A 19,055-nucleotide genomic window follows, 5' to 3' on the forward strand; every position below is an offset into this window, starting at 1 on the left:
TGCAAGGATCCTGATGACGCTCTTTCCGGGCCAAAGCCTCGCCGACGCCGTCCGCGAGGCAACAACCATCCTGTCCGACGCCGGAGTCCCCACTCCGCGCGTGGACGCGGAACTTCTAGCGGAACATCTCCTGGGTGTCGGCCTCGGGCGGCTACGCGCCATGTTGCTCGGTGACACCGCAGCTCCGGAAGGGTACGCGGACCTGGTGGCCGAACGGGCACAGCGCGTTCCGCTCCAGCACATCACCGGCGTCGCGCATTTCCGTTACCTCACGCTTGCCGTGGGTCCGGGCGTGTTCATTCCGCGGCCCGAAACGGAATCCGTGGTCCAGCTGGTCATCGACCACCTCCAGGGTCTCCCGCACCCCAAAGTGGTTGATCTTGGCACCGGGTCGGGTGCCATTGCCGGTTCGATTGCCCACGAAGTGCCCGGAGCCGAGGTCCACGCCGTCGAATTCAGCACCTTCGCCCACGCGTGGGCCACCAAGAACCTGAAGCCGCTCGGGGTGAAGCTCGTGCAGGGCGACCTCCGCGATGCCTTGCCCGAACACGACGGAACGTTCGACGTCGTCGTTTCCAATCCGCCCTACATCCCGGCTGAAGCCGTTCCGAACGAACCCGAAGTGGCGCTGCACGATCCGCCCGAGGCGCTGTACGGCGGGGGAGCGGACGGAATGGAGCTCCCGACGGCGGCTGCGGCCTCGGCTGCCCGGCTCCTCAAGGGCGGCGGCTTCTTCGTGATGGAGCACGCAGAGGTGCAGGCGGGGTGGATTTCCGAACACCTGAAGTCGGCCGGCTGCTGGACCCGGGTCACCACCCACCTCGATCTCAACGGCAAGGAACGTGCCACGAGCGCAGTGTTGGCAATCGCTGCCTCCGGGAAATGAAAGAATAACGCTGTGACCACAAGCTACAACTGCACGTCAGAGGAACAACGCGCCGAAGGCCTGGAGCATGCGCAGCGCGCCATCAGCGAGAAAAAGTGTGTCGTCATGCCGACGGACACCGTCTACGGCATTGCCGCCGACGCGTTTTCGCCGCAAGCCGTGACCATGCTGCTTGTCTCAAAGGGCCGCGGCCGCCATATGCCGCCCCCGGTGCTGATCCCGCGGATCAATGCGCTCGACGGGCTGGCGACCGATGTATCGGAAGAAGCCCGGAAACTGGCGGAAGCCTTTTGGCCCGGCGGCCTGACGCTGATCTTCCACGCCCAGCCGTCCTTGGACTGGGACCTGGGGGAGACCCGCGGAACCGTCGCTCTTCGCATGCCGGACGACGCGATTGCGCTTGAACTGCTCAACCGCACCGGGCCGCTGGCCGTGTCCTCGGCCAATCGCACCGGCCAGGCGGCCGCGCAGACAGCAGCCGAGGCAAGGACCCAGCTTGCCGAGTCGGTCGAGGTGTACCTTGAGGGCGGATTCCGGCCGGTCGAAGGAACCGAGTCCGTCCCGTCCACGATCGTCGACGCCACCGCCTTGCCGCTCCGCGTAGTGCGCGATGGTGCCATTTCCCTGGAACGCCTCCGCGAAGTCGTGCCCGGAGTGCTGGCCCTCGGAGAAACCGCGCCGGAATCTGAACCGGAGCCGGAAACCGCGCCTGAGGCCGCCGTGCAGCAGGAAACTGCGGCTGAGACGGCGGCGGATGCGCAAGCAGAGACCCCTGCGCCTGAGACCGCTGTTTCTGGCGAAAATGCTGTCCACACGGAGACCAGGGCCGAATGAGCCTGGTCCGGGATCGTGTTCCCCTTCTGGACGTAGACGTCACCGCCTTGTGCGCCGACGAACTTATCGAGGCCATCAGCGGGTACGTTTCGGACGGCACCACCAAGGTTGTCCTCGGACACAATCTCCACAGCGTCACGTTGTTTCATTCGAGTCCGGACTTCCGTCGTCTGTATGAACGCAGCGATGTGGTGCTCATGGATGGCGCGCCGGTCGCGATGCTTTGGGGACTTGGGCACCGCGGAGGTTCACGTGACGATGCTGCCGGGTTGATGGAATACCGTTTGGGTTCCACTGACTGGGTGCCGGCGCTCGGCCGCGTCGATGGACTGCGCCGGATCGCCGTCGTCGGCGCTGGTCCCGAAGCCAACAGCAAGACAGTGGAACGCCTCCGCGACATCGTGCCCGGCGCCGTGGTATCCGGGCGCCCCGGGGAGAATTGGAACGATGCCGGCGAAGAGGCCGCCGTCGCCTGGTTGGCGGAATTCCGCCCCCAGCTCGTCCTACTTGGCCTGGGAATGCCGCTGCAGGAATCGGTCCTCCACCGGCGCCTGGACGAGCTTCCCCCTGCCGTCTACTGCACAGTCGGCGGCGCTATCGAGCAGCTGGCCGGCCTCCAGAAGCTCGCTCCACGCTGGCTGGGCCGCCTCGGGCTTGAATGGGCATGGCGACTTGCCCTGCACCCGGGACGCGTCGCCTACCGGGTCTTCGGCGAGCCGTGGGTGCTCCTCGGCCTGCTGGTACGCCGTCGGCTTTCCTCCAAGAACCGCGAGGCCGGAACACCACGCCCTTAGAACTTCTGGTCCTCCAGCGGACCGAAGCCTTTGTCCCGCAAACCCGCGGAGAACGCCCGGAACCACTCAGCGAGCCCGCGGAAGTCACCTCGGGGCAGGAAATAGCCCAGGTAGCCCCCGACGTCGGCCACCATCGACTTCCCGCGACGGTAGCGGCGGATCAAGTAACCCCGGTTGCGGTAGTAGAAGTACCGCTTGAACGCTGAATCGGGCACGATCACATGCCAGCGGGCGCCGAAGACGTGCTTTGTCTCGGAAAACGCGTGCGGGTGGGTGATCCATGCCGTAGCGACCGTGCCGAAGCGTATCCCGGCTTTCCTGAGGCGGATCATGAAGTCCACCTCGTCGCCGCGGATGAACAGCCGGATATCCGGCACTCCCACCTTGAAGAAGACGTTCGAACGGATGAGCGCCCCGTTGAAGAAGTGCCCGACGTCGGGCAGGAACCCCGCCTTTTCGACTTCGGCTCGGTCGTGGGTCACCTTGCCGTCAATCCGGAAGAAGAACGAGAGCTTGTCCGGATGCCCGGGAGCGACGACGAGCGGGACAACGGCATCCAGTCCGCGGGCCTCCGCTTCGCGAACGAGGGTTTCGAGGCATGCGGGATCGCCGGGCTCGGCGTCATCGTCCATGATCCAGACCCATTCGGCACCGCTGGCCACCGCCTTGAGGATCGCGAGGGCGAAGCCGCCCGCCCCGCCCAGGTTCGCCTCCGAGCGGACGTAGTCCACCTTCGGATGGCTCGACGCGAGCTCCCGAGAAGGGGTGGTTCCGCTGTCCACGAGGCAAATCGTGTCCACGGGCATGGACTGTTTGTTGATAGCGTCGAGCAGGACTGCTAGCTCTCCGGGGCGGTCAAAAGTCACAGCCGCAACGGCAACGGAGACAGTCATGTAGGGTTCCTTCCGGGCAGTGGCGGGGAGGTCTTCCCGGCTCGCCCTAGGGGCGCGTGAAACGGAGCAAAGCCGCCGTTGCCGCTAGTATCTTGACAGAGTCCAACTGTAGTACAGCAATATTCGGCGGTGCGCAGAGGTGTTGCGGGTGTTGTGCCGGCAGCTAGTCGCCAGGGACAAATTCCACCACCACCGCCAACAGGAGCCGCCACGTGATCATGTATTCGCTCATGATGCTCACGGCTGCCGTCGTGTCGTATCTCGCTACGTGGGTAGCCCGCCAGATGGGTAACAAACTCCGGCTCTTTGCCCCCATCCGCAGCCGGGACATGCATTCAGTCCCGATTTCCAGGCTTGGTGGCCTGGGACTCTTCGCGGGCTTTGCCATCGCCCTCGTGGTGGCCAGCAATTCGTTCTTCGTGAAGGACATCTTCCACGGGAACAGTGCACCGTGGGGGATCCTGGCAGGTGCCCTGGTGATCGTCGCGGTCGGTGTTGCCGACGACGTGATGGACATCCGCTGGTGGGTCAAGCTGATCGGCCAATGCACGGCGGCGACGATCGTTGCGGTCTGGGGCGTGCAGATGTCCGTGGTTCCCTTTGTTCCGGAGCCCATACGGATCGAAGCGGAACCGCTGCGGATCGTCCTGACCGCACTCGCGATTGTGACCACGATGAACGCGGTCAACTTCATCGACGGACTTGACGGCCTGGCTGCCGGAGTTGCAGCCATTGGCGGCGCTGCTTTCTTCCTGACGGCGTACTGGGTCCACCGCAATGCCACGCTTACCGACCGCTCGGACCTGGCCGCGCTGCTGATGGCCATCACGGTGGGTTGTTGCATCGGGTTCCTGCCGCATAACTGGTTCCCGGCCAAAATCTTCATGGGCGACTCCGGCGCCATGCTCCTGGGCCTCGTGATGGCTTCGGCCGGTGTCGTTTCCACGGGCCAGATCAGCTCAGGGCTTTACGACCGCGCCAACGGTATTCCAACCATCGTGCCCATCCTGTTGCCGTTCGCGATCCTGTCGCTACCGTTGCTGGACCTCGGCCTTGCGGTGTTGCGGCGAACGGCACGTGGCCAATCGCCTTGGTCGGCGGACCGGGGACACTTGCACCACAAGCTCATCGAACTCGGCCACACCCACCGCACGGCGGTGCTGATGATGTACGTGTGGACCTGCATTCTGGCGTTTGGAGGCCTTGCCTTTGCCATCTTCCCGTGGCAGATGGTCCTCACGGTCGACATCGTCGCCGCGCTCATCATGGCCGCAGTGACGGCATGGCCGTACTTTGCCCGCAAAGGGCGCGCCGCCCGGTAGACGGTGTGTGACAATGGCGTTAACATCACAGTTCTATCTCATGTAGAATTCTAGGGCGGACAGTCACTCGCCCGCGCACCCACCCTTTTTGAGAATTCGGCATTTTTGCCACGACGATTGGCATCCCCATGACCTCCAACGCCGGCGGACAGCAGTCCGACTCGAGCGGCGTTGCTGCCCCCCGCTCCACGTCCTCGCTGTGGCTGCGGCTTCTTTTCCTCAGCTCGACGACGGCGGTAGCGGCCCTCGCGGCGACGTCCGTTGTCGCGGTGGTCATGAACGGTGGCGTAGGCGTGCTTTCCGCTGTATTCGGCGGGGCGCTGGTGATGGCCTTTTTTGCCATCAGCCTCCTGATCGGCCACTTCGTCGGGCGGGATAACCCTTCCGGCGCGGTCGGCCTCTTCGTTGCCAGCTACTTTGTCAAGGTCGTCGGCTTCGCGGTGGTGCTGTTCGTCTTGGGCGCCCCCGCATGGCTGCACGGACGCTGGTTCGTGATTGGCGCCGTCGTCACGGTTGTCTCGTGGCAAGCCGCCGAAATCTACGGCTTCAGCAAGGCCCGGCTCCAGATCTACAACGACCCCGCAGCAGGCAAAGGGGGCGACGATGTTCACTCCTAGGAACAAGCGACGCTCCACCACACTCAACGCCGCAAAACCCGGCGATTCCGCTGGGCAAGCGAGCGACGGAAACGACGGCGGATACAACGCCGGCATTGCCGTCTTCAGCTACATTGTTGGCGGAATCATAGTCTGGAGTTTGATAGGCTGGGGTCTGGATAATCTGTGGGGGACTCGCTGGATTGTGCTCCTTGGCGCTCTGCTTGGAGCCGCAGGAGGGTTCTATCTTTCCCATATGCACGGCCTCACCAGTCATCGCTCGTCTTCCGGTGAGAGCAAAGCAGACAGTGGTCCGTCCCAGGACGGGAACAGTAATGCCAAATAATTTCACACGGGAAATGGCTGCAGGAAACGCGGCCGGATCCTCAACAACGCCCAATGATGGACACTGCAGAGAGGAAACGCGTTGATCGCGCTTGCGCTCCCGGCCCAGGATTCAGGGACCTTCACTCCTCCCGGAATCGACCAAATGCACCTGCCGGCTATCCTGCCGTGGGGTGCGAGCGATGGCTTCTCCAAGCAGATGTTGCTGGTGATCCTGTCGGTCGTCCTTATCGCTTCATTCTTTATCGCCGCTGCACGCAAGCAGCAGCTGGTTCCCGGCAAGTTGCAGTTCGCAGGCGAGATGGCCTACGGCTTCGTCCGCAACAGCATCGCCAAGGACATCATCGGCGGCCGCGACTTCATGAAGTACGTACCGCTCCTGTTCACCTTGTTCTTCTTCATCCTGGTGAACAACATCTACGGCGCAATTCCCGTGATCCAGCTTCCGAGCTTCTCGCACGTCGGCGGGGCCTATGTGCTGGCCGCGGTCGTATACGTCACCTGGATCGGCATCGGCATCAAGAAGAACGGCCTGAAGTACTTCAAGCTGGCCACCGTTCCTTCGGGCGTCCCGTGGTTCATCCTGCCGATCGTCGTACCGATCGAAATCATCTCCAACTTCCTGGTCCGCCCGGTCACCCACAGCCTCCGTCTCTTCGCGACCATGATGGCAGGGCACCTCATTGTCATGATCGCCGGCTCGGGTATCGAGTTCCTCGTCATGCAGGAAAACGTGCTTCTCAAGGGCGCGTCTGTGCTCGTGCTCGTTGGCGCCGTCGCCATGTACATGCTCGAAGCCCTGATCATGGTGCTGCAGGCATACGTCTTCACCCTTCTGACTGCGATCTACATCGAAGGCGCACTCCACGCCGACAGCCACTAGGCACAACCCTCAATCTTCCCCTCCGGGGGTTGAAGCAAACCAAACAACCTGCCGCGACTGCGGCATCTTGAAAGGAATACAATGAACGGCGACATCAACGGCTCCCTCAACCTCATTGGCTACGGTCTCTCCGCCATCGGCGGTGGTATCGGTGTGGGTCTCGTATTTGCTGCTTACATCAACGGTGTTGCACGTCAGCCGGAAGCCCAGCGCGTGCTCCAGCCGATCGCGTTCCTTGGTCTGGCTCTGACGGAAGCCCTCGCCATCCTCGGCCTGGTCTTCGCTTTCGTTCTCAAGTAAACCGCTAAGAACCAAGCGAACATTCAGAACCGAGTAGATAAGGACGGGTGAAACATGAATCAGCAGATCATCTCAGCCGCCGCTCAAGGTGCCGCCGAGTCGGCTAATCCGCTCGTTCCCAACGTCTGGGAAATGGGCGTCGTCTTCGCCGGCTTCGTGGTCCTCTTGTACATCGTGGTCAAGTTTGTTGTCCCGATGTTCGAGAAGACCTTTGCCGAGCGCGCAGAGGCGATTGAGGGCGGCATTGCCAAGGCTGAAAAGGCCCAGGCTGAAGCTTCTGCAGCTCTCGAAGAGTACAAGCAGCAGCTCCACGACGCCCGCGCCGAGGCCAACCGCATCCGCGAAGAAGCTCGAGCCGAAGGTGCCCAGATCCTCGCGGAGCTGAAGACCAAGGCAGCAGCCGAGTCGGCTCGCATCACCGAGCAGGCATACGCCCAGATCGAATCCGAGCGTCAGGCAGCTGTTGTCTCCCTGCGTTCCGAGGTGGGCACCCTGGCCACGACATTGGCAGAGCGCATCGTTGGCGAATCGCTCAGCGATGACGAGCGTGCCGCCCGCGTGGTGGACCGCTTCCTCGCAGATCTGGAGACCCAGAGCGCAGGTGCAGCTAAGTAATGGCAGGTGTATCGAGCGAATCGCTGACCAAGGCGCTGGAGCAGTTGGAAGCCACGCTTCCGACCGCCTCGCTGCAGTTGGCTAAGGACCTCTTCGGAATCCTGGGAACGGTGGACAGCTCGGCTGGCTTGCGCCGCGCCCTGACTGACCCCTCCCGCAGCGGAGAAGAAAAGTCGGCGCTGGTCAAGCAGCTGGTTGGCGGGAAAGTCTCCGCTGATGCTGCGGAAATCGCGAGTGGACTGGCCAGCTTGCGCTGGGCATCGGCACGCGATATCGGCGATGCACTCGAGACTCTTGCCGCCACGGTGGTCATTGCCGTGGCTGAAAACAAGTCGGCCGTTTCTGCCTCCGGAATCACGGGGCTGGAAGAGCTGGAAAACGATCTGTTTGCTTTCAACCAGATGGTTGCTTCCAGCCACGAGGTACAACGTGCTCTGGGAGAGTCGCAGGCAAGTGCTGCGGCCAAGATCGGTCTGGCGGAGAAGCTGGTTCCTGGTGCAAGCCCGGAAGCCCAGCTCCTCATCGGCCAGGCTGTGTCGCAGCCGCGCGGCGTCAAGCCGAGCAAGCTCATCGACAACTTCGCCAAGCTTGCAGCCAAGCGCCAGCAGCGCTGGATCGCAACTGTCCGCGTTACCCGTCCGTTGACGGATGCGCAGGCCAGCCGTCTGCAGGGCGGGCTTAATGCCCTCTACGGCCGCGAGCTGAAGGTCAACGTCAGCGTTGATCCGACTCTGATCGGTGGAATCCGGGTCCAGGTGGGAGACGAAGTGCTTGATGCTTCCGTTGTAGCCCGCCTGTCCGAGCTCCGCCGGCAACTCGCCGGCTAGCCGGAAAAGCACAACTTAACTGATACAAAACCCGGTCATCGTGAGCAACGATGATCACGAAAACAGGAGAGCAGGGACTGCAGATGGCCGAATTGACCATCAACGCCGACGACGTCCGTAATGCGTTGAACGAGTTCGCGGCGTCCTACGAACCCGGAAACGCAGAGCGCGTAGAGGTCGGCCGCGTGACCGCCGCAAGTGACGGCATCGCCCGTGTTGAGGGCCTTCCCTCGGTCATGGCGAACGAGCTGCTTCGCTTCGAAGACGGCACCCTGGGCTTGGCCCAGAACCTCGACGTCCGCGAAATCGGCGTCATCATCCTCGGTGACTTCACCGGCATCGAAGAAGGCCAGGAAGTCCACCGCACCGGTGAAATCCTGTCCGTCCCGGTAGGCGACGCCTTCCTGGGCCGTGTAGTTGACCCGCTGGGCCAGCCGATCGACGACCTCGGCGAGATCAAGGCCGAGACCACCCGTGCACTGGAACTCCAGGCTCCTGGCGTAACCCAGCGCAAGTCGGTCCACGAGCCCATGCAGACCGGTCTCAAGGCTATCGACGCCATGATTCCGATCGGCCGTGGCCAGCGCCAGCTGATCATCGGTGACCGCCAGACCGGCAAGACCGCAATCGCCGTGGACACCATCATCAACCAGAAGGCCAACTGGGCTTCCGGGGATGTCACCAAGCAGGTGCGCTGCGTTTACGTCGGCGTCGGCCAGAAGGCTTCCACCATCGCTGCTGTCCGCCAGACCCTTGAAGACCACGGCGCGCTGGAATACACCACCATCGTGGCTTCTCCGGCATCCGACCCGGCCGGCTTCAAGTACTTGGCTCCGTACGCCGGCTCGGCCATCGGCCAGCACTGGATGTACGGCGGCAAGCACGTCCTGGTGATCTTCGACGACCTGTCGAAGCAAGCCGAGGCCTACCGTGCAGTGTCCCTGCTGCTCCGCCGCCCGCCGGGACGCGAAGCGTACCCGGGTGACGTTTTCTACTTGCACTCCCGCCTCCTGGAGCGTTGTGCCAAGCTCTCCGACGAGCTGGGCGCAGGCTCGATGACCGGTCTTCCGATCGTCGAAACCAAGGCAAACGACGTCTCGGCCTACATTCCGACCAACGTCATCTCCATCACCGATGGCCAGATCTTCCTTCAGTCGGACCTCTTCAACGCCAACCAGCGCCCCGCTGTTGACGTCGGCGTGTCCGTGTCCCGTGTCGGTGGTGCGGCACAGGTGAAGTCCATGAAGAAGGTCTCCGGTACCTTGAAGCTGGACCTGGCCCAGTACCGCGACATGCAGGCGTTCGCGATGTTCGCGTCCGACCTGGATGCCGCTTCACGCCAGCAGCTGACCCGTGGCGCCCGCCTGATGGAACTGCTCAAGCAGGGCCAGTACTCGCCGTTCCCGGTCGAGGACCAGGTTGTATCCATCTGGGCCGGTACGAAGGGCTACTTGGACGATGTTCCGGTTGAGGATGTCAGCCGTTTCGAGTCCGAGTTCCTGGAGCACCTCAAGCACAAGTCCTCCATCCTGACCACGCTGGCGCAGACCAACGTCCTGGACGACGACACCGCTGAAGCGCTGAAGTCCTCGATCATCGACTTCAAGAAGGGCTTCTTCGGAGAAGGCGACAACCGTCTGGTTGGCGCCGGCCACGAAGAGCACGAAGCGATTTCCGGTGGCGAAGTCGACCAGGAAAAGATCGTCAAGCAGAAGCGCTAGAGCATTGGTTCCCGGGCCTGCGGTATCCGCAGGCCCGGGGCCTTCGCCAAAGCCTTAGCCGCTGATCCATCGGGATCTTAGGAAAGGAAATGTATGGGAGCCCAGATCCGGGTCTACCGCCAGAAGATCAGCTCGACGACGTCGATGCGCAAGATCTTCAAGGCGATGGAACTGATCGCTACCTCGCGCATCGGTAAGGCCCGCGCCCGCGTTGCAGCTTCGACGCCCTACGCAAACGCGATTACCCGTGCTGTTTCTGCTGTCGCAAGCCAGAGCGAAATCGATCACCCGCTAGTCACCGAGCCGGAGCAGATCCGCCGCGCCGCAGTCCTGGTCATCACTTCGGACCGTGGCTTGGCTGGTTCTTACTCCGCAAGCGTGCTCAAGAAGGCCGAAGGCCTCAACGAGCTTCTCCGGGCAGAGGGCAAGGAAGTCAAGACCTACCTGGTTGGCCGCAAGGCGCAGGCATATTTCGACTTCCGCAGCCGTTCGTACTCCCGCGTGTGGACCGGCGGAACCGACGCACCGGAATTCGAGACTGCCAAGGAAGTCGGCGCCGCTCTTCTCGAAGAGTTCGCCAACGACTTCGCCGAGGGTGGCGTGGATGAGATCCACGTCGTTTACACCCGCTTCAAGTCGATGGTGACGCAGGAACCCACGGTTGTCCGTTTGCTGCCGCTCGAAGTTGAAGAGCAGGCGGTCACTGAGTCCGAGCTTCTGCCGCTGTACGAGTTCGAACCGGAATCGGAGCAGGTGCTTGACGCACTGCTTCCGCGTTACATCGAGTCCCGCATCTTCGCAGCAATGCTGCAGGCAGCAGCTTCCGAGCTCGCCGCCCGCCAGCGCGCCATGAAGTCGGCAGGCGACAACGCGACCGAATTGATCAAGAAGTACACGCGTCTGCGCAACACGGCCCGCCAGGCTGAGATCACGCAGGAGCTTTCCGAAATCGTGGCCGGCGCCGACGCCCTGAACGCGTAGTTGCCGGTGCATGGTTCGGCGCAAGCCACACCTGCACCAAATAGATAAACTTAACCCCACGCCATCTACTGAGTGAAGTGAGAGAGATGACTGCCACCGCTACCGAGCACGCAGCCGCAACGGCCGGCGCCACCGGCCGCATTGCCCGCGTCATCGGCCCGGTTGTCGACGTCGAATTTCCGGCTGACGCAATCCCGTCGATCTACAACGCACTCACCACCGAGGTAACCCTCAACGGTGAGACCAAGACCATCACGTTCGAGACCTCCCAGCACCTGGGTGACAACCTCGTCCGTGCCATCTCCCTGCAGGCTACCGACGGACTTGTCCGCGGTACCTCCGTGCAGGACTCCGGCTCCCCGATCTCCGTGCCTGTCGGCGACGGCGTCAAGGGCCACATCTTCAACGTTCTCGGCAAGCCGCTGGACGTCGAAGAGTCCGAGATCAACGCTGACGCTTACTGGCCGATCCACCGCAAGGCTCCGTCCTTCGCGTCCCTCGAGGGCTCCACGGAGATGCTCGAGACCGGCATCAAGGTCATCGACCTCCTCACCCCGTACATCAAGGGTGGAAAGATCGGCCTGTTCGGTGGCGCCGGTGTCGGCAAGACCGTTCTGATCCAGGAAATGATCACCCGTGTGGCCCGCAACTTCGGTGGTACTTCGGTATTCGCCGGTGTTGGCGAGCGTACTCGTGAAGGCAACGACCTCTGGGTTGAAATGGAAGAGGCAGGCGTCCTCAAGGACACCGCCCTTGTTTTCGGCCAGATGGACGAACCGCCGGGAACGCGTCTGCGCGTGGCACTGTCGGCGCTGACTATGGCGGAATACTTCCGCGATGTGCAGAACCAGGACGTGCTGCTCTTCATCGACAACATCTTCCGCTTCACCCAGGCCGGTTCCGAGGTCTCCACACTGCTCGGCCGCATGCCGTCCGCTGTTGGTTACCAGCCGAACCTCGCCGACGAGATGGGCCTCCTCCAGGAGCGCATCACCTCGACCAAGGGCCACTCGATCACGTCGATGCAGGCCATCTACGTGCCTGCTGATGACTACACCGACCCGGCTCCGGCAACGACCTTCGCACACCTCGACGCGACCACGGAACTTTCCCGTGAAATCGCCTCCCGTGGTCTGTACCCGGCTGTTGACCCGCTGACGTCGACGTCCCGCATCCTGGACCCGCAGTACATCGGCAAGGACCACTACAACACGGCTGTCCGCGTGAAGCAGATCCTGCAGAAGAACAAGGAACTCCAGGACATCATCGCCATCCTCGGCGTTGACGAACTGTCCGAAGAAGACAAGATCGTCGTGTCGCGTGCACGCCGCATCCAGCAGTTCCTGTCCCAGAACACCTACACCGCCAAGCAGTTCACCGGCGTCGAGGGCTCCACCGTCTCCATCAAGGACACTGTGGAAGGCTTCACGGCGATTTGCGACGGCGAGCTTGACCACATCGCAGAGCAGGCGTTCTTCAACGTCGGTGGCCTGGATGACGTCGAGCGCCAGTGGGCCAAGATCCAGGAACAGACCAAGTAGTATGGCTGAGCTCGAGGTTGAGATTGTCGCAGCGGACCACTTCGTGTGGTCCGGTGCGGCCAAGATGGTCAAGGCCCGCACCAGCGATGGTGAAATCGGGATCCTGCCGGGCCACTCGCCGCTCCTCGCCATTCTGGCCGCGGGCGAGCTGGCCATCGAGCCGGTTACCGGAGACCGCCTGGCAGTAGTTGTGGACGGCGGATTCTTCTCCGTCGACAACAACCGCGTGGTGATCGTCGCTGACAACGCCCAGTTGGGCGATTCAGCTACTGCGGGGATCCGATAGCAAGACCTTGATGGACGATTCTGCTCTTCCGTTCATCGCCTTGGCAACGGCGTTTGCGTTGCTGATCTTTACACTGTGCCTCGTCGGGGTGCGCCGCTTCAATTTGCGGCGCGCCCTGGGCACGGTCGACGCCTCCATTTGCACGGCTGGAAACAGCTGGCGGATGGGGGTTTGTCGTTATCAGGACTCGGAGCTTGAGTGGTTCCGCCTGCTGTCCCTCAGCTTCCGTCCCAAACACAGCTTCCGCCGCAGTTCCTTGGAGCTCCTTGGCCGGCGGAAGCCAACGGAGGAAGAACTGACGAGGCTCCAACCCGACGTCGTCGTCGTCGAACTCCAACATGAAGGCCAGCGGTTCATGCTGGCCATGAGATTTGATGCCTACGCCGGGCTGTCGTCCTGGCTCGAGGCCGGCCCTGTGGTGGGCGTCGGCACCTGGCGCTGAGGCCAGTGGACTTCCTCTACAACGTGAGGCTTGTTGACGGTCCGTTCTACTGGACCGTCGTTGGTGCCGGAGTTGCCGGGAGTGTCTTCCTCCTCCTGCGACGGGACCGGCGCTGGTTGCTTTCCATCGTCCTTTCGCTTGCCGCGGCGAGCGGAGTTGTCGCCGTCATCCACTGGCTGCTCGTCAATGTCCTGACCGTGTTCCCCGAGGACCTCCCCATCGATGTCCTCTTGTGGTCGACGGTTGCTTTCTCTGCGTTGGCCCTTTTCCTTTTCCGGCTCCGTGGTTCCTCGTGGCGCGGCAGGAGCGCCGCAGGGATTTCGTTCGCCTCCGTGCTGCTCCTCTCCGCGCTTCAGATCAACAGCTACTTCGGACTCAACCACACGGCTGCCGATCTCTTCGGCCACTACGTGGGACGGATCCCCGAGCTTGAGGCAGGATTCAAAAGGGGTGTTTCCGGTAACACCCCGGTGGCTGCGCTGGAGGGAGGTATTGTCTGCAGGGCGTCGATTCCCGGAATTGAATCCGGATTCACGGCCAAGGACGCTTTCATCTACCTGCCGCCGGCCTACCTGGCTACCAACCGCAGCCAGCTACCCGTCCTGGTTCTCTTTGCCGGCCAACCGGGAAGACCCGCCGATTGGCTGACGGGCGGACTGCTGGAGCAGAACATGAATTCCTTCGCCGCACGGCACGGAGGCGTGGCACCCGTCGTCGTGGTTGTCGATCCAAACGGTTCCGATACCGCAAACACCATGTGCATGGATAGCCGGATCGCACGTGCCGACACCTACCTCGCGATCGATGTTCCGCGCTGGATCAACTCGACGCTCGAGGTTTCCGCCGATCCAAGAAAGTGGGCCGTCGGAGGGTTTTCTTTCGGTGCAACCTGCGCCGTGCAAATGACCACGCTGCATCCTGAGACCTACCCTTCCTTCATCGCCTTCTCGGGAGAGCGGGAGCCTTCGCTTGGTCCTGACCGCGGGCGGACCATCCAGACCGCATTCGGCGGCGACGCTGCAGCCTTCGACGCCCTGACGCCGTTGACCTTGATGAAGCAACGTAGCTATGACGGCCATGCCGGCTACTTCGCCGTCGGGGCCGCGGACAGCGAATTCGTCCGTTTCGCCCGCGAGCTGGCGGCGGCCGCACGCATGTCCGGGTTCGACGTCAGGCACGCTTCGGTTCCCGGAGCCGGACACTCGTGGGCCGTGGCCGTTCAAGAGCTTCCCTCGGCGATGGAATTCCTGGCCCCTCGATGGGGACTCGTTCAATGAGCACCCAGGAAGCCCAGTTGTCCAAAGAACAGGCGCCTGACTCCGAAGATGCCAGGCCCGCCCGGAAGATGGTGGCAGTCCTCGCCCGGGCCATGCTGGGCAACGTGGCTGCCCACATCGGCGCGATCCCCTTCACCGTGATTGTGCTCGCGCTGTACCTGCTCACTCCGGCGATCTTCGACCCCGATCTCGGCTACGGTCCGGATGCGCTGCGGCATCTCTCGAGCGTGAGCGGTGGGGGATTGAAGGCGGGGGACTGGTGGTCCATCTGGACATCCATGTTTTTCGCCGCAAACCCCTTTGACTACGTCATGAGCTCGTTGTTGTTCGTTGTGCTTTTGGGTGCTTCAGAGCGGAAGCTGGGGTGGTTCCGCACGGCCGTGGCTTTCGTTGGCGGCCAGTTTGCGACGGTCACCGCCTTTTTGCTCGTGGTCCAGTTGGCAGCCTACGCCGGCGACGGCTGGCTGGGGCGGATGATGGATGCCGGGACCTCCGGACCGCTTCCGGCAACCCTCTTGGTCTCGATGGCGGCAAGTGGCCTCCTCCCGACTCTGTGGCGTCGGCGCCTGAGGGCGACGGTCGTATCTTTGGCGCTCCTCTTGGTCCTGTATGTAGGCGATCCATCGGCTGTCATGGCCCTGACCGGAGCGCTGCTTGGACTGGGGACCGGTCTGTGGCTCCAACTCGACCACGGCATTCAACCAAGCCACCGTGCCACCAGGCGTGAAACGCGAAACCTGCTGTCGCTCATGGTGGCGATTTTCGGCGTCGGGCCGTTGGTGGCGGGCGCCGTGAGGAGCCCGGCGGGGCCGCTGGCGCTGCTCCGCGAAATGGTCCTGAACCCTGTACCGACGCTCAACCAATTGCAGGCGAACTGCGGTGGAACCGTGGATATCAGCTGCCTGGAACTCGGACGCCAGGGCTATCCCGGGCCGGCCGGCGTCGCCCTCGCAGTGGTGCCCGCGCTGCTTCTCCTGATCTGTGCGGTGGGCATGCGCCAAGGAAGGCGCTTGGCGCTGAAAATCGCCATCGGCGTGCAACTTGGCGTGGTGGCGCTGTCCTTCGCCTACCTCGTGTTGTTTGCCAGCATTCCGCATTTTCCAGGCAGGGGCCGCACCGTCGTCATGGGCTCCGCGGTGTTCCACATCCTGACCCTCGCCTTGGTTCCCCTGATCCTGGCAGTTCTGCTTTTCCTGTTCAGGGGCAATTTTGTGGTCGGCTCGAGGGCTCCGCTCCGCCGGAAGATGGCGTGGCTGGTTGGCAGTACGTGGCTCATCTTGGCGAGTGGATACACCGGGGCCTGGCTCGGCTCGGGCGGTCTGGCGCACGACGGCGGCATCCTGGGTCTCGGTGCGGAACTCGCCCGGCAGTATCTTCCCTTGCCCATACCCACGGCCTTCGGCCGCGTGTTCGCGGACCGAAGTGCCGCCGAGTCACTGCTGTTCGCGTGGTCGGGAATCATCTTCTGGCTTGTGGCACTGGCAGCGGTGTGGACGCTGCTTCTCAAACGGCAGCACGGTCCCGACGGCGATGATCCCGCTCGACTGGCGGCCAGGGATCTGGTCAAGCGGGGCGGGGAGTCGCTTTCCTGGATGGCGCTATGGGAGCCGAACAAGTTCTGGTTCACTCCCGGAAAGGACGCCGGAATTGCCTACCAGCAGCATGGAAACGTCGCACTGACCCTCGGCGGACCGTTCGGTGATCCCGCACAAGCCGCTGCCGCGACCGAGGGTTTTCTGGACTACTGCGCGCACCATGCATTGGTGCCGTGCCTCTACTCCTGCACGGAGGAATTGTGGCCGATGCTGCAATCCGCGGGATTCCGCAGAATTGCGGTCGCGCAGGAAACCCGGCTATCGATCCGCGACCTCGAATTCACGGGCAAAGCATGGCAGAACGTGCGCACGGCCAAGAACCGTGCGCTCAAGGCCGGCGTTCTGGCCCGGTGGGGGCGCTATTCGGAGTTCCCGCAGTACATTCGCTCCCAACTCAGCGAGGTGTCCGAAGAGTGGGCCGCCCGGAAAAAGGTACCCGAAATGGGCTTTACCCTGGGTTCCCTCGACGAGTTGATGGACGATGAAGTGCTGTGCTGCGTCGCCGTCGACGGCAAGGGGTTTGTCCACGGGGTCACCAGCTGGCTCCCTGTGTTTCGGGATGGCCAGGTGATCAGCTGGACATTGGACTTCATGCGGCGGCGCAGCGATGCCTTCCCCGGCCTCATGGAATTCATGATTGCCTCGGCTGTCCACCAGTTGCGGCAGGGTGTGGAGGTCATATCCCTGTCGGGCTCGCCTTTGGCGGGGGAAGCCGAGGAATTCTCCAGCGGAGAAGCCGGCATGGCGGGCATTCTGGACCTCGTCGGCAGGACCTTGGAGCCTGTTTACGGATTCCGCTCGCTGGCCCGCTTCAAATCGAGGTTTCAGCCGGAGTACCGGACTTTGTATATGTACTACCAGGACAGCCTGGAGATTCCCGCGATCGGCGCTGCCCTCAGCCGGGCATATTTGCCGGGGCTGTCCGTCCGGCAAACTGCGAGGCTTCTCCGCACCCTCGTCGCCTGAACACCAAACTTACTCGCATTTGTTGTCGTTTTGACGCGCCATAACGACAACAAATGCGAGTTAGTTGGGAAGGGAAAAGGGGTCCCGCAGCCTGTGCGGAACCCCTTCCCTGAATCTGCCAGGCAGAATTCAAGCGGTAAAACTAGACGGCGGTGACGCCGGTGGCCTGCGGGCCCTTGGCGCCCTGACCGATCTCGAACTGAACACGCTGGTTCTCATCGAGGGTGCGGAATCCGCCGGTCTGGATCTCGGAGTAGTGGACAAAGACGTCGCCTTCAGCGTCGTCCGGGGTAATGAAGCCGAAGCCCTTTTCAGCGTTGAACCACTTGACGGTGCCCAGTGCCATTTTTGTTTCTCCTCATTGTGGAACTTTTAAGTCCGGCACACCGCGTGCCGGCCTCGGTTACTCCGCGAGAAGACCTGGTTTTCCGTCCAAGCAAGGCTTGGTTGGCTTCGCAGGAGCTTCACGCTCGCAACACGTCTTGCGAGCATGAATCACACCTACACAAAGACTGCTACAACACTTTCATGGCCGAAACTGGAGGTCAACGGTCTGCTGGGGAATTCCGACAAATTTTAAGTAAAAAGAAGGTAACGGAAGAAAGCGCGGCCACGACAGGATCCGCCATTGGGTGCCTGCGAATTCGGCCTATGCGAGCCAATCTCGCTAAGCCAGCCAATCACCATTGCGCAATACACCCGCGAGCTGCAGTTCCTTGTCGACGACGACGAGATCGGCCCGCAGGCCGCGGCGAAGGCCGCCAAGTTCATCGGAGAGGCCGAGGACTGCGGCGGGAACCGCCGTCGCCGAGGCAACCGCGTCGGCGAGCCCGACGCCGGCCGCCACGGTGCGCCTGACGACGTCGAGCATGGTGGCGGTGCCACCCGCGATGGATCCTGTGGCATCCAAGGTAGCGACGCCGTCCGTCACAGTCACCGGCGAGGGGCCCAGCATGTAGTTTCCGTCGGAGAGCCCCGCCGCCGCCATTGAATCAGTGACGAGGACAACGTTTGAGGCGCCCACCAGCTGAAAGACGGTCACGACGGTGCTGGGGTCAAGGTGCGTGCCGTCCGCGATGAGTTCAACCACGGCCTTGCCTTCCTGGGCCGTGCGAAGGGACGCGGCCACGGGGCCAGGGGAGCGGTGGTGCATGGGAGGCATGCCGTTGAACAAGTGCGTGACAGTCGGCAGCGAGCTGACGCCGTCGAAACCGGCAGACTCCAAGCCCTCCCGCGCCGCAGTGAGGGAAGCAGCCGCCGTCGCGTCGTCGCAATCCGTGTGGCCCAAAGACGGCGTTACCCCGTGGAACGTCATCAGGTCCACGAGTGCGGCGGCGCCGGGAAGCTCGGGGGCATAGGTCATGGTGGCGAGCTTGCCGGCAGCGGCTTCAACCAGCTCGGTCATGAGGTCCAGGTCCGGCTCGAGCAGATAGGCGGGGTTCTGCGCGCCGCAGCGGGCATGCGAGAGGAAGGGTCCCTCCAAGTGGATTCCAGCCACGAGTCCTTCATCGGCCAAGCGCACGAAAAGCTCGATGCCGCGAAGCAGGTCCTCCCGGGGCGCCGTCACCATGCTGGCGAGGAGGGTGGTGGTCCCGGAACGGTGAAGGAAATCGATGGCCTTGCGTGCCGAGGATTCATCGCCTCCGGGGAAGTCGCCCCCGTTGCCGCCGTGGCAGTGGACATCCACGAATCCGGGAACGATGTACCGTTCCGCAGGGAAATCGGTCCGGGGAGTTTCCTCGAACCCTTCGAAGGCTGCCTCGTGGAATTCGGCGGCCGGTCCGGCGAAGGCGATACGGTCGTCCTCCACCGCCACCAGGCCATCTTCGATCACCGCACCGTCGCTGACGATGGTTCCGGTAATCAGGTGGCGCACAGGCGCAGGAGAAGATGCAGGCCGGTCTGGGACAATCATGCTTTGATTCTAGTTGCCGGGGGCCGCACGTGACCC

Annotated in this window: 20 protein-coding genes; 17 read left to right on the plus strand and 3 right to left on the minus strand. The window is 62.8% G+C overall.

The window, feature by feature from the left end:
- Window positions 1-13: 13 nt before the first annotated feature.
- From prmC to KNN17_RS02790, 3 genes are read left to right on the plus strand one after another with little or no spacing between them, the layout of a single operon-like run.
- Window positions 14-886 (plus strand): peptide chain release factor N(5)-glutamine methyltransferase, encoded by an 873-nt coding sequence (prmC, locus tag KNN17_RS02780; RefSeq protein ID WP_241707404.1) that lies wholly within the window; start codon window positions 14-16, stop codon window positions 884-886.
- A gap of 12 nt (window positions 887-898) precedes the next feature.
- Window positions 899-1,720, plus strand: a complete 822-nt coding sequence (locus KNN17_RS02785) for an L-threonylcarbamoyladenylate synthase (RefSeq protein ID WP_241707405.1) — start codon at window positions 899-901, stop codon at window positions 1,718-1,720.
- Window positions 1,717-2,514 carry a WecB/TagA/CpsF family glycosyltransferase gene (locus tag KNN17_RS02790; protein ID WP_078108470.1) on the plus strand — a complete coding sequence of 266 codons (798 nt, stop codon included), beginning with the start codon at window positions 1,717-1,719 and terminating at the stop codon, window positions 2,512-2,514. Before KNN17_RS02785 ends, KNN17_RS02790 begins: the two co-directional genes overlap by 4 nt.
- Here the strand turns inward: KNN17_RS02790 and KNN17_RS02795 are convergent.
- Window positions 2,511-3,407 (minus strand): glycosyltransferase, encoded by an 897-nt coding sequence (locus KNN17_RS02795; RefSeq protein ID WP_078108471.1) that lies wholly within the window; start codon window positions 3,405-3,407, stop codon window positions 2,511-2,513. The two genes, KNN17_RS02790 and KNN17_RS02795, sit on opposite strands and share 4 nt — an antisense overlap.
- 212 nt (window positions 3,408-3,619) lie before the next feature.
- Here KNN17_RS02795 and KNN17_RS02800 point away from each other — a divergent pair, with 212 nt between their 5' ends.
- The 14 genes from KNN17_RS02800 to KNN17_RS02865 all read left to right on the plus strand — a co-directional run bounded on the left by KNN17_RS02800 (window position 3,620) and on the right by KNN17_RS02865 (window position 17,104).
- Entirely contained in the window at window positions 3,620-4,729 is a 1,110-nt protein-coding gene (locus tag KNN17_RS02800; protein WP_078108472.1) for an MraY family glycosyltransferase, read from the plus strand.
- A gap of 128 nt (window positions 4,730-4,857) precedes the next feature.
- Window positions 4,858-5,346 (plus strand): hypothetical protein, encoded by a 489-nt coding sequence (locus tag KNN17_RS02805; protein ID WP_078108473.1) that lies wholly within the window; start codon window positions 4,858-4,860, stop codon window positions 5,344-5,346.
- Complete coding sequence (locus KNN17_RS02810; protein ID WP_241707406.1) at window positions 5,333-5,671, plus strand: hypothetical protein; 339 nt, start codon at window positions 5,333-5,335, stop codon at window positions 5,669-5,671. The genes KNN17_RS02805 and KNN17_RS02810 overlap by 14 nt, the downstream gene beginning before the upstream one ends.
- Before the next feature lie 81 nt (window positions 5,672-5,752).
- The gene (gene atpB, locus KNN17_RS02815) at window positions 5,753-6,553 is read left to right on the plus strand and encodes a F0F1 ATP synthase subunit A (RefSeq protein ID WP_078108475.1); all 801 of its coding nucleotides are present in this window, start codon (window positions 5,753-5,755) and stop codon (window positions 6,551-6,553) included.
- A gap of 81 nt (window positions 6,554-6,634) precedes the next feature.
- Window positions 6,635-6,853 (plus strand): ATP synthase F0 subunit C, encoded by a 219-nt coding sequence (atpE, locus tag KNN17_RS02820; RefSeq protein WP_028264751.1) that lies wholly within the window; start codon window positions 6,635-6,637, stop codon window positions 6,851-6,853.
- Between the two features lie 54 nt (window positions 6,854-6,907).
- Window positions 6,908-7,468, plus strand: a complete 561-nt coding sequence (locus tag KNN17_RS02825) for a F0F1 ATP synthase subunit B (RefSeq protein ID WP_241707407.1) — start codon at window positions 6,908-6,910, stop codon at window positions 7,466-7,468.
- Window positions 7,468-8,295: a F0F1 ATP synthase subunit delta gene (locus KNN17_RS02830; protein ID WP_241707408.1), complete on the plus strand. Its 828-nt coding sequence runs from the start codon at window positions 7,468-7,470 to the stop codon at window positions 8,293-8,295. Before KNN17_RS02825 ends, KNN17_RS02830 begins: the two co-directional genes overlap by 1 nt.
- 83 nt (window positions 8,296-8,378) lie before the next feature.
- Entirely contained in the window at window positions 8,379-10,016 is a 1,638-nt protein-coding gene (atpA, locus tag KNN17_RS02835) for a F0F1 ATP synthase subunit alpha (RefSeq protein ID WP_078108478.1), read from the plus strand.
- 93 nt (window positions 10,017-10,109) lie between these two features.
- Window positions 10,110-10,997, plus strand: coding sequence for a F0F1 ATP synthase subunit gamma (locus tag KNN17_RS02840; RefSeq protein WP_078108479.1), 888 nt, complete (start codon window positions 10,110-10,112; stop codon window positions 10,995-10,997).
- 86 nt (window positions 10,998-11,083) lie between these two features.
- Window positions 11,084-12,538, plus strand: coding sequence for a F0F1 ATP synthase subunit beta (atpD, locus tag KNN17_RS02845; protein WP_078108480.1), 1,455 nt, complete (start codon window positions 11,084-11,086; stop codon window positions 12,536-12,538).
- A gap of 1 nt (window position 12,539) precedes the next feature.
- On the plus strand, window positions 12,540-12,824 hold the full coding sequence (locus KNN17_RS02850) for a F0F1 ATP synthase subunit epsilon (protein WP_059387616.1): 285 nt from the start codon (window positions 12,540-12,542) through the stop codon (window positions 12,822-12,824).
- A 10-nt stretch (window positions 12,825-12,834) separates the two neighbouring features.
- Window positions 12,835-13,266: a DUF2550 domain-containing protein gene (locus tag KNN17_RS02855; RefSeq protein WP_078108481.1), complete on the plus strand. Its 432-nt coding sequence runs from the start codon at window positions 12,835-12,837 to the stop codon at window positions 13,264-13,266.
- 5 nt (window positions 13,267-13,271) lie between these two features.
- Window positions 13,272-14,543, plus strand: a complete 1,272-nt coding sequence (locus KNN17_RS02860) for an alpha/beta hydrolase (RefSeq protein ID WP_241707409.1) — start codon at window positions 13,272-13,274, stop codon at window positions 14,541-14,543.
- A 68-nt stretch (window positions 14,544-14,611) separates the two neighbouring features.
- Entirely contained in the window at window positions 14,612-17,104 is a 2,493-nt protein-coding gene (locus KNN17_RS02865) for a bifunctional lysylphosphatidylglycerol flippase/synthetase MprF (RefSeq protein ID WP_372489621.1), read from the plus strand.
- 142 nt (window positions 17,105-17,246) lie between these two features.
- Here KNN17_RS02865 and KNN17_RS02870 read toward each other — a convergent pair whose 3' ends face one another.
- A complete protein-coding gene (locus KNN17_RS02870) occupies window positions 17,247-17,450 on the minus strand; it encodes a cold-shock protein (protein ID WP_028264741.1) in 204 nt (67 codons plus the stop codon).
- Window positions 17,451-17,771: 321 nt separating this feature from the next.
- The gene (gene nagA, locus KNN17_RS02875) at window positions 17,772-19,019 is read right to left on the minus strand and encodes an N-acetylglucosamine-6-phosphate deacetylase (protein ID WP_241707411.1); all 1,248 of its coding nucleotides are present in this window, start codon (window positions 19,017-19,019) and stop codon (window positions 17,772-17,774) included.
- Window positions 19,020-19,055: the final 36 nt, after the last annotated feature.

Origin of the sequence: Arthrobacter bambusae (genome assembly GCF_022606295.1) — a bacterium.
In the GTDB taxonomy this organism is placed as follows: Bacteria; Actinomycetota; Actinomycetes; order Actinomycetales; family Micrococcaceae; genus Arthrobacter; species Arthrobacter bambusae_A.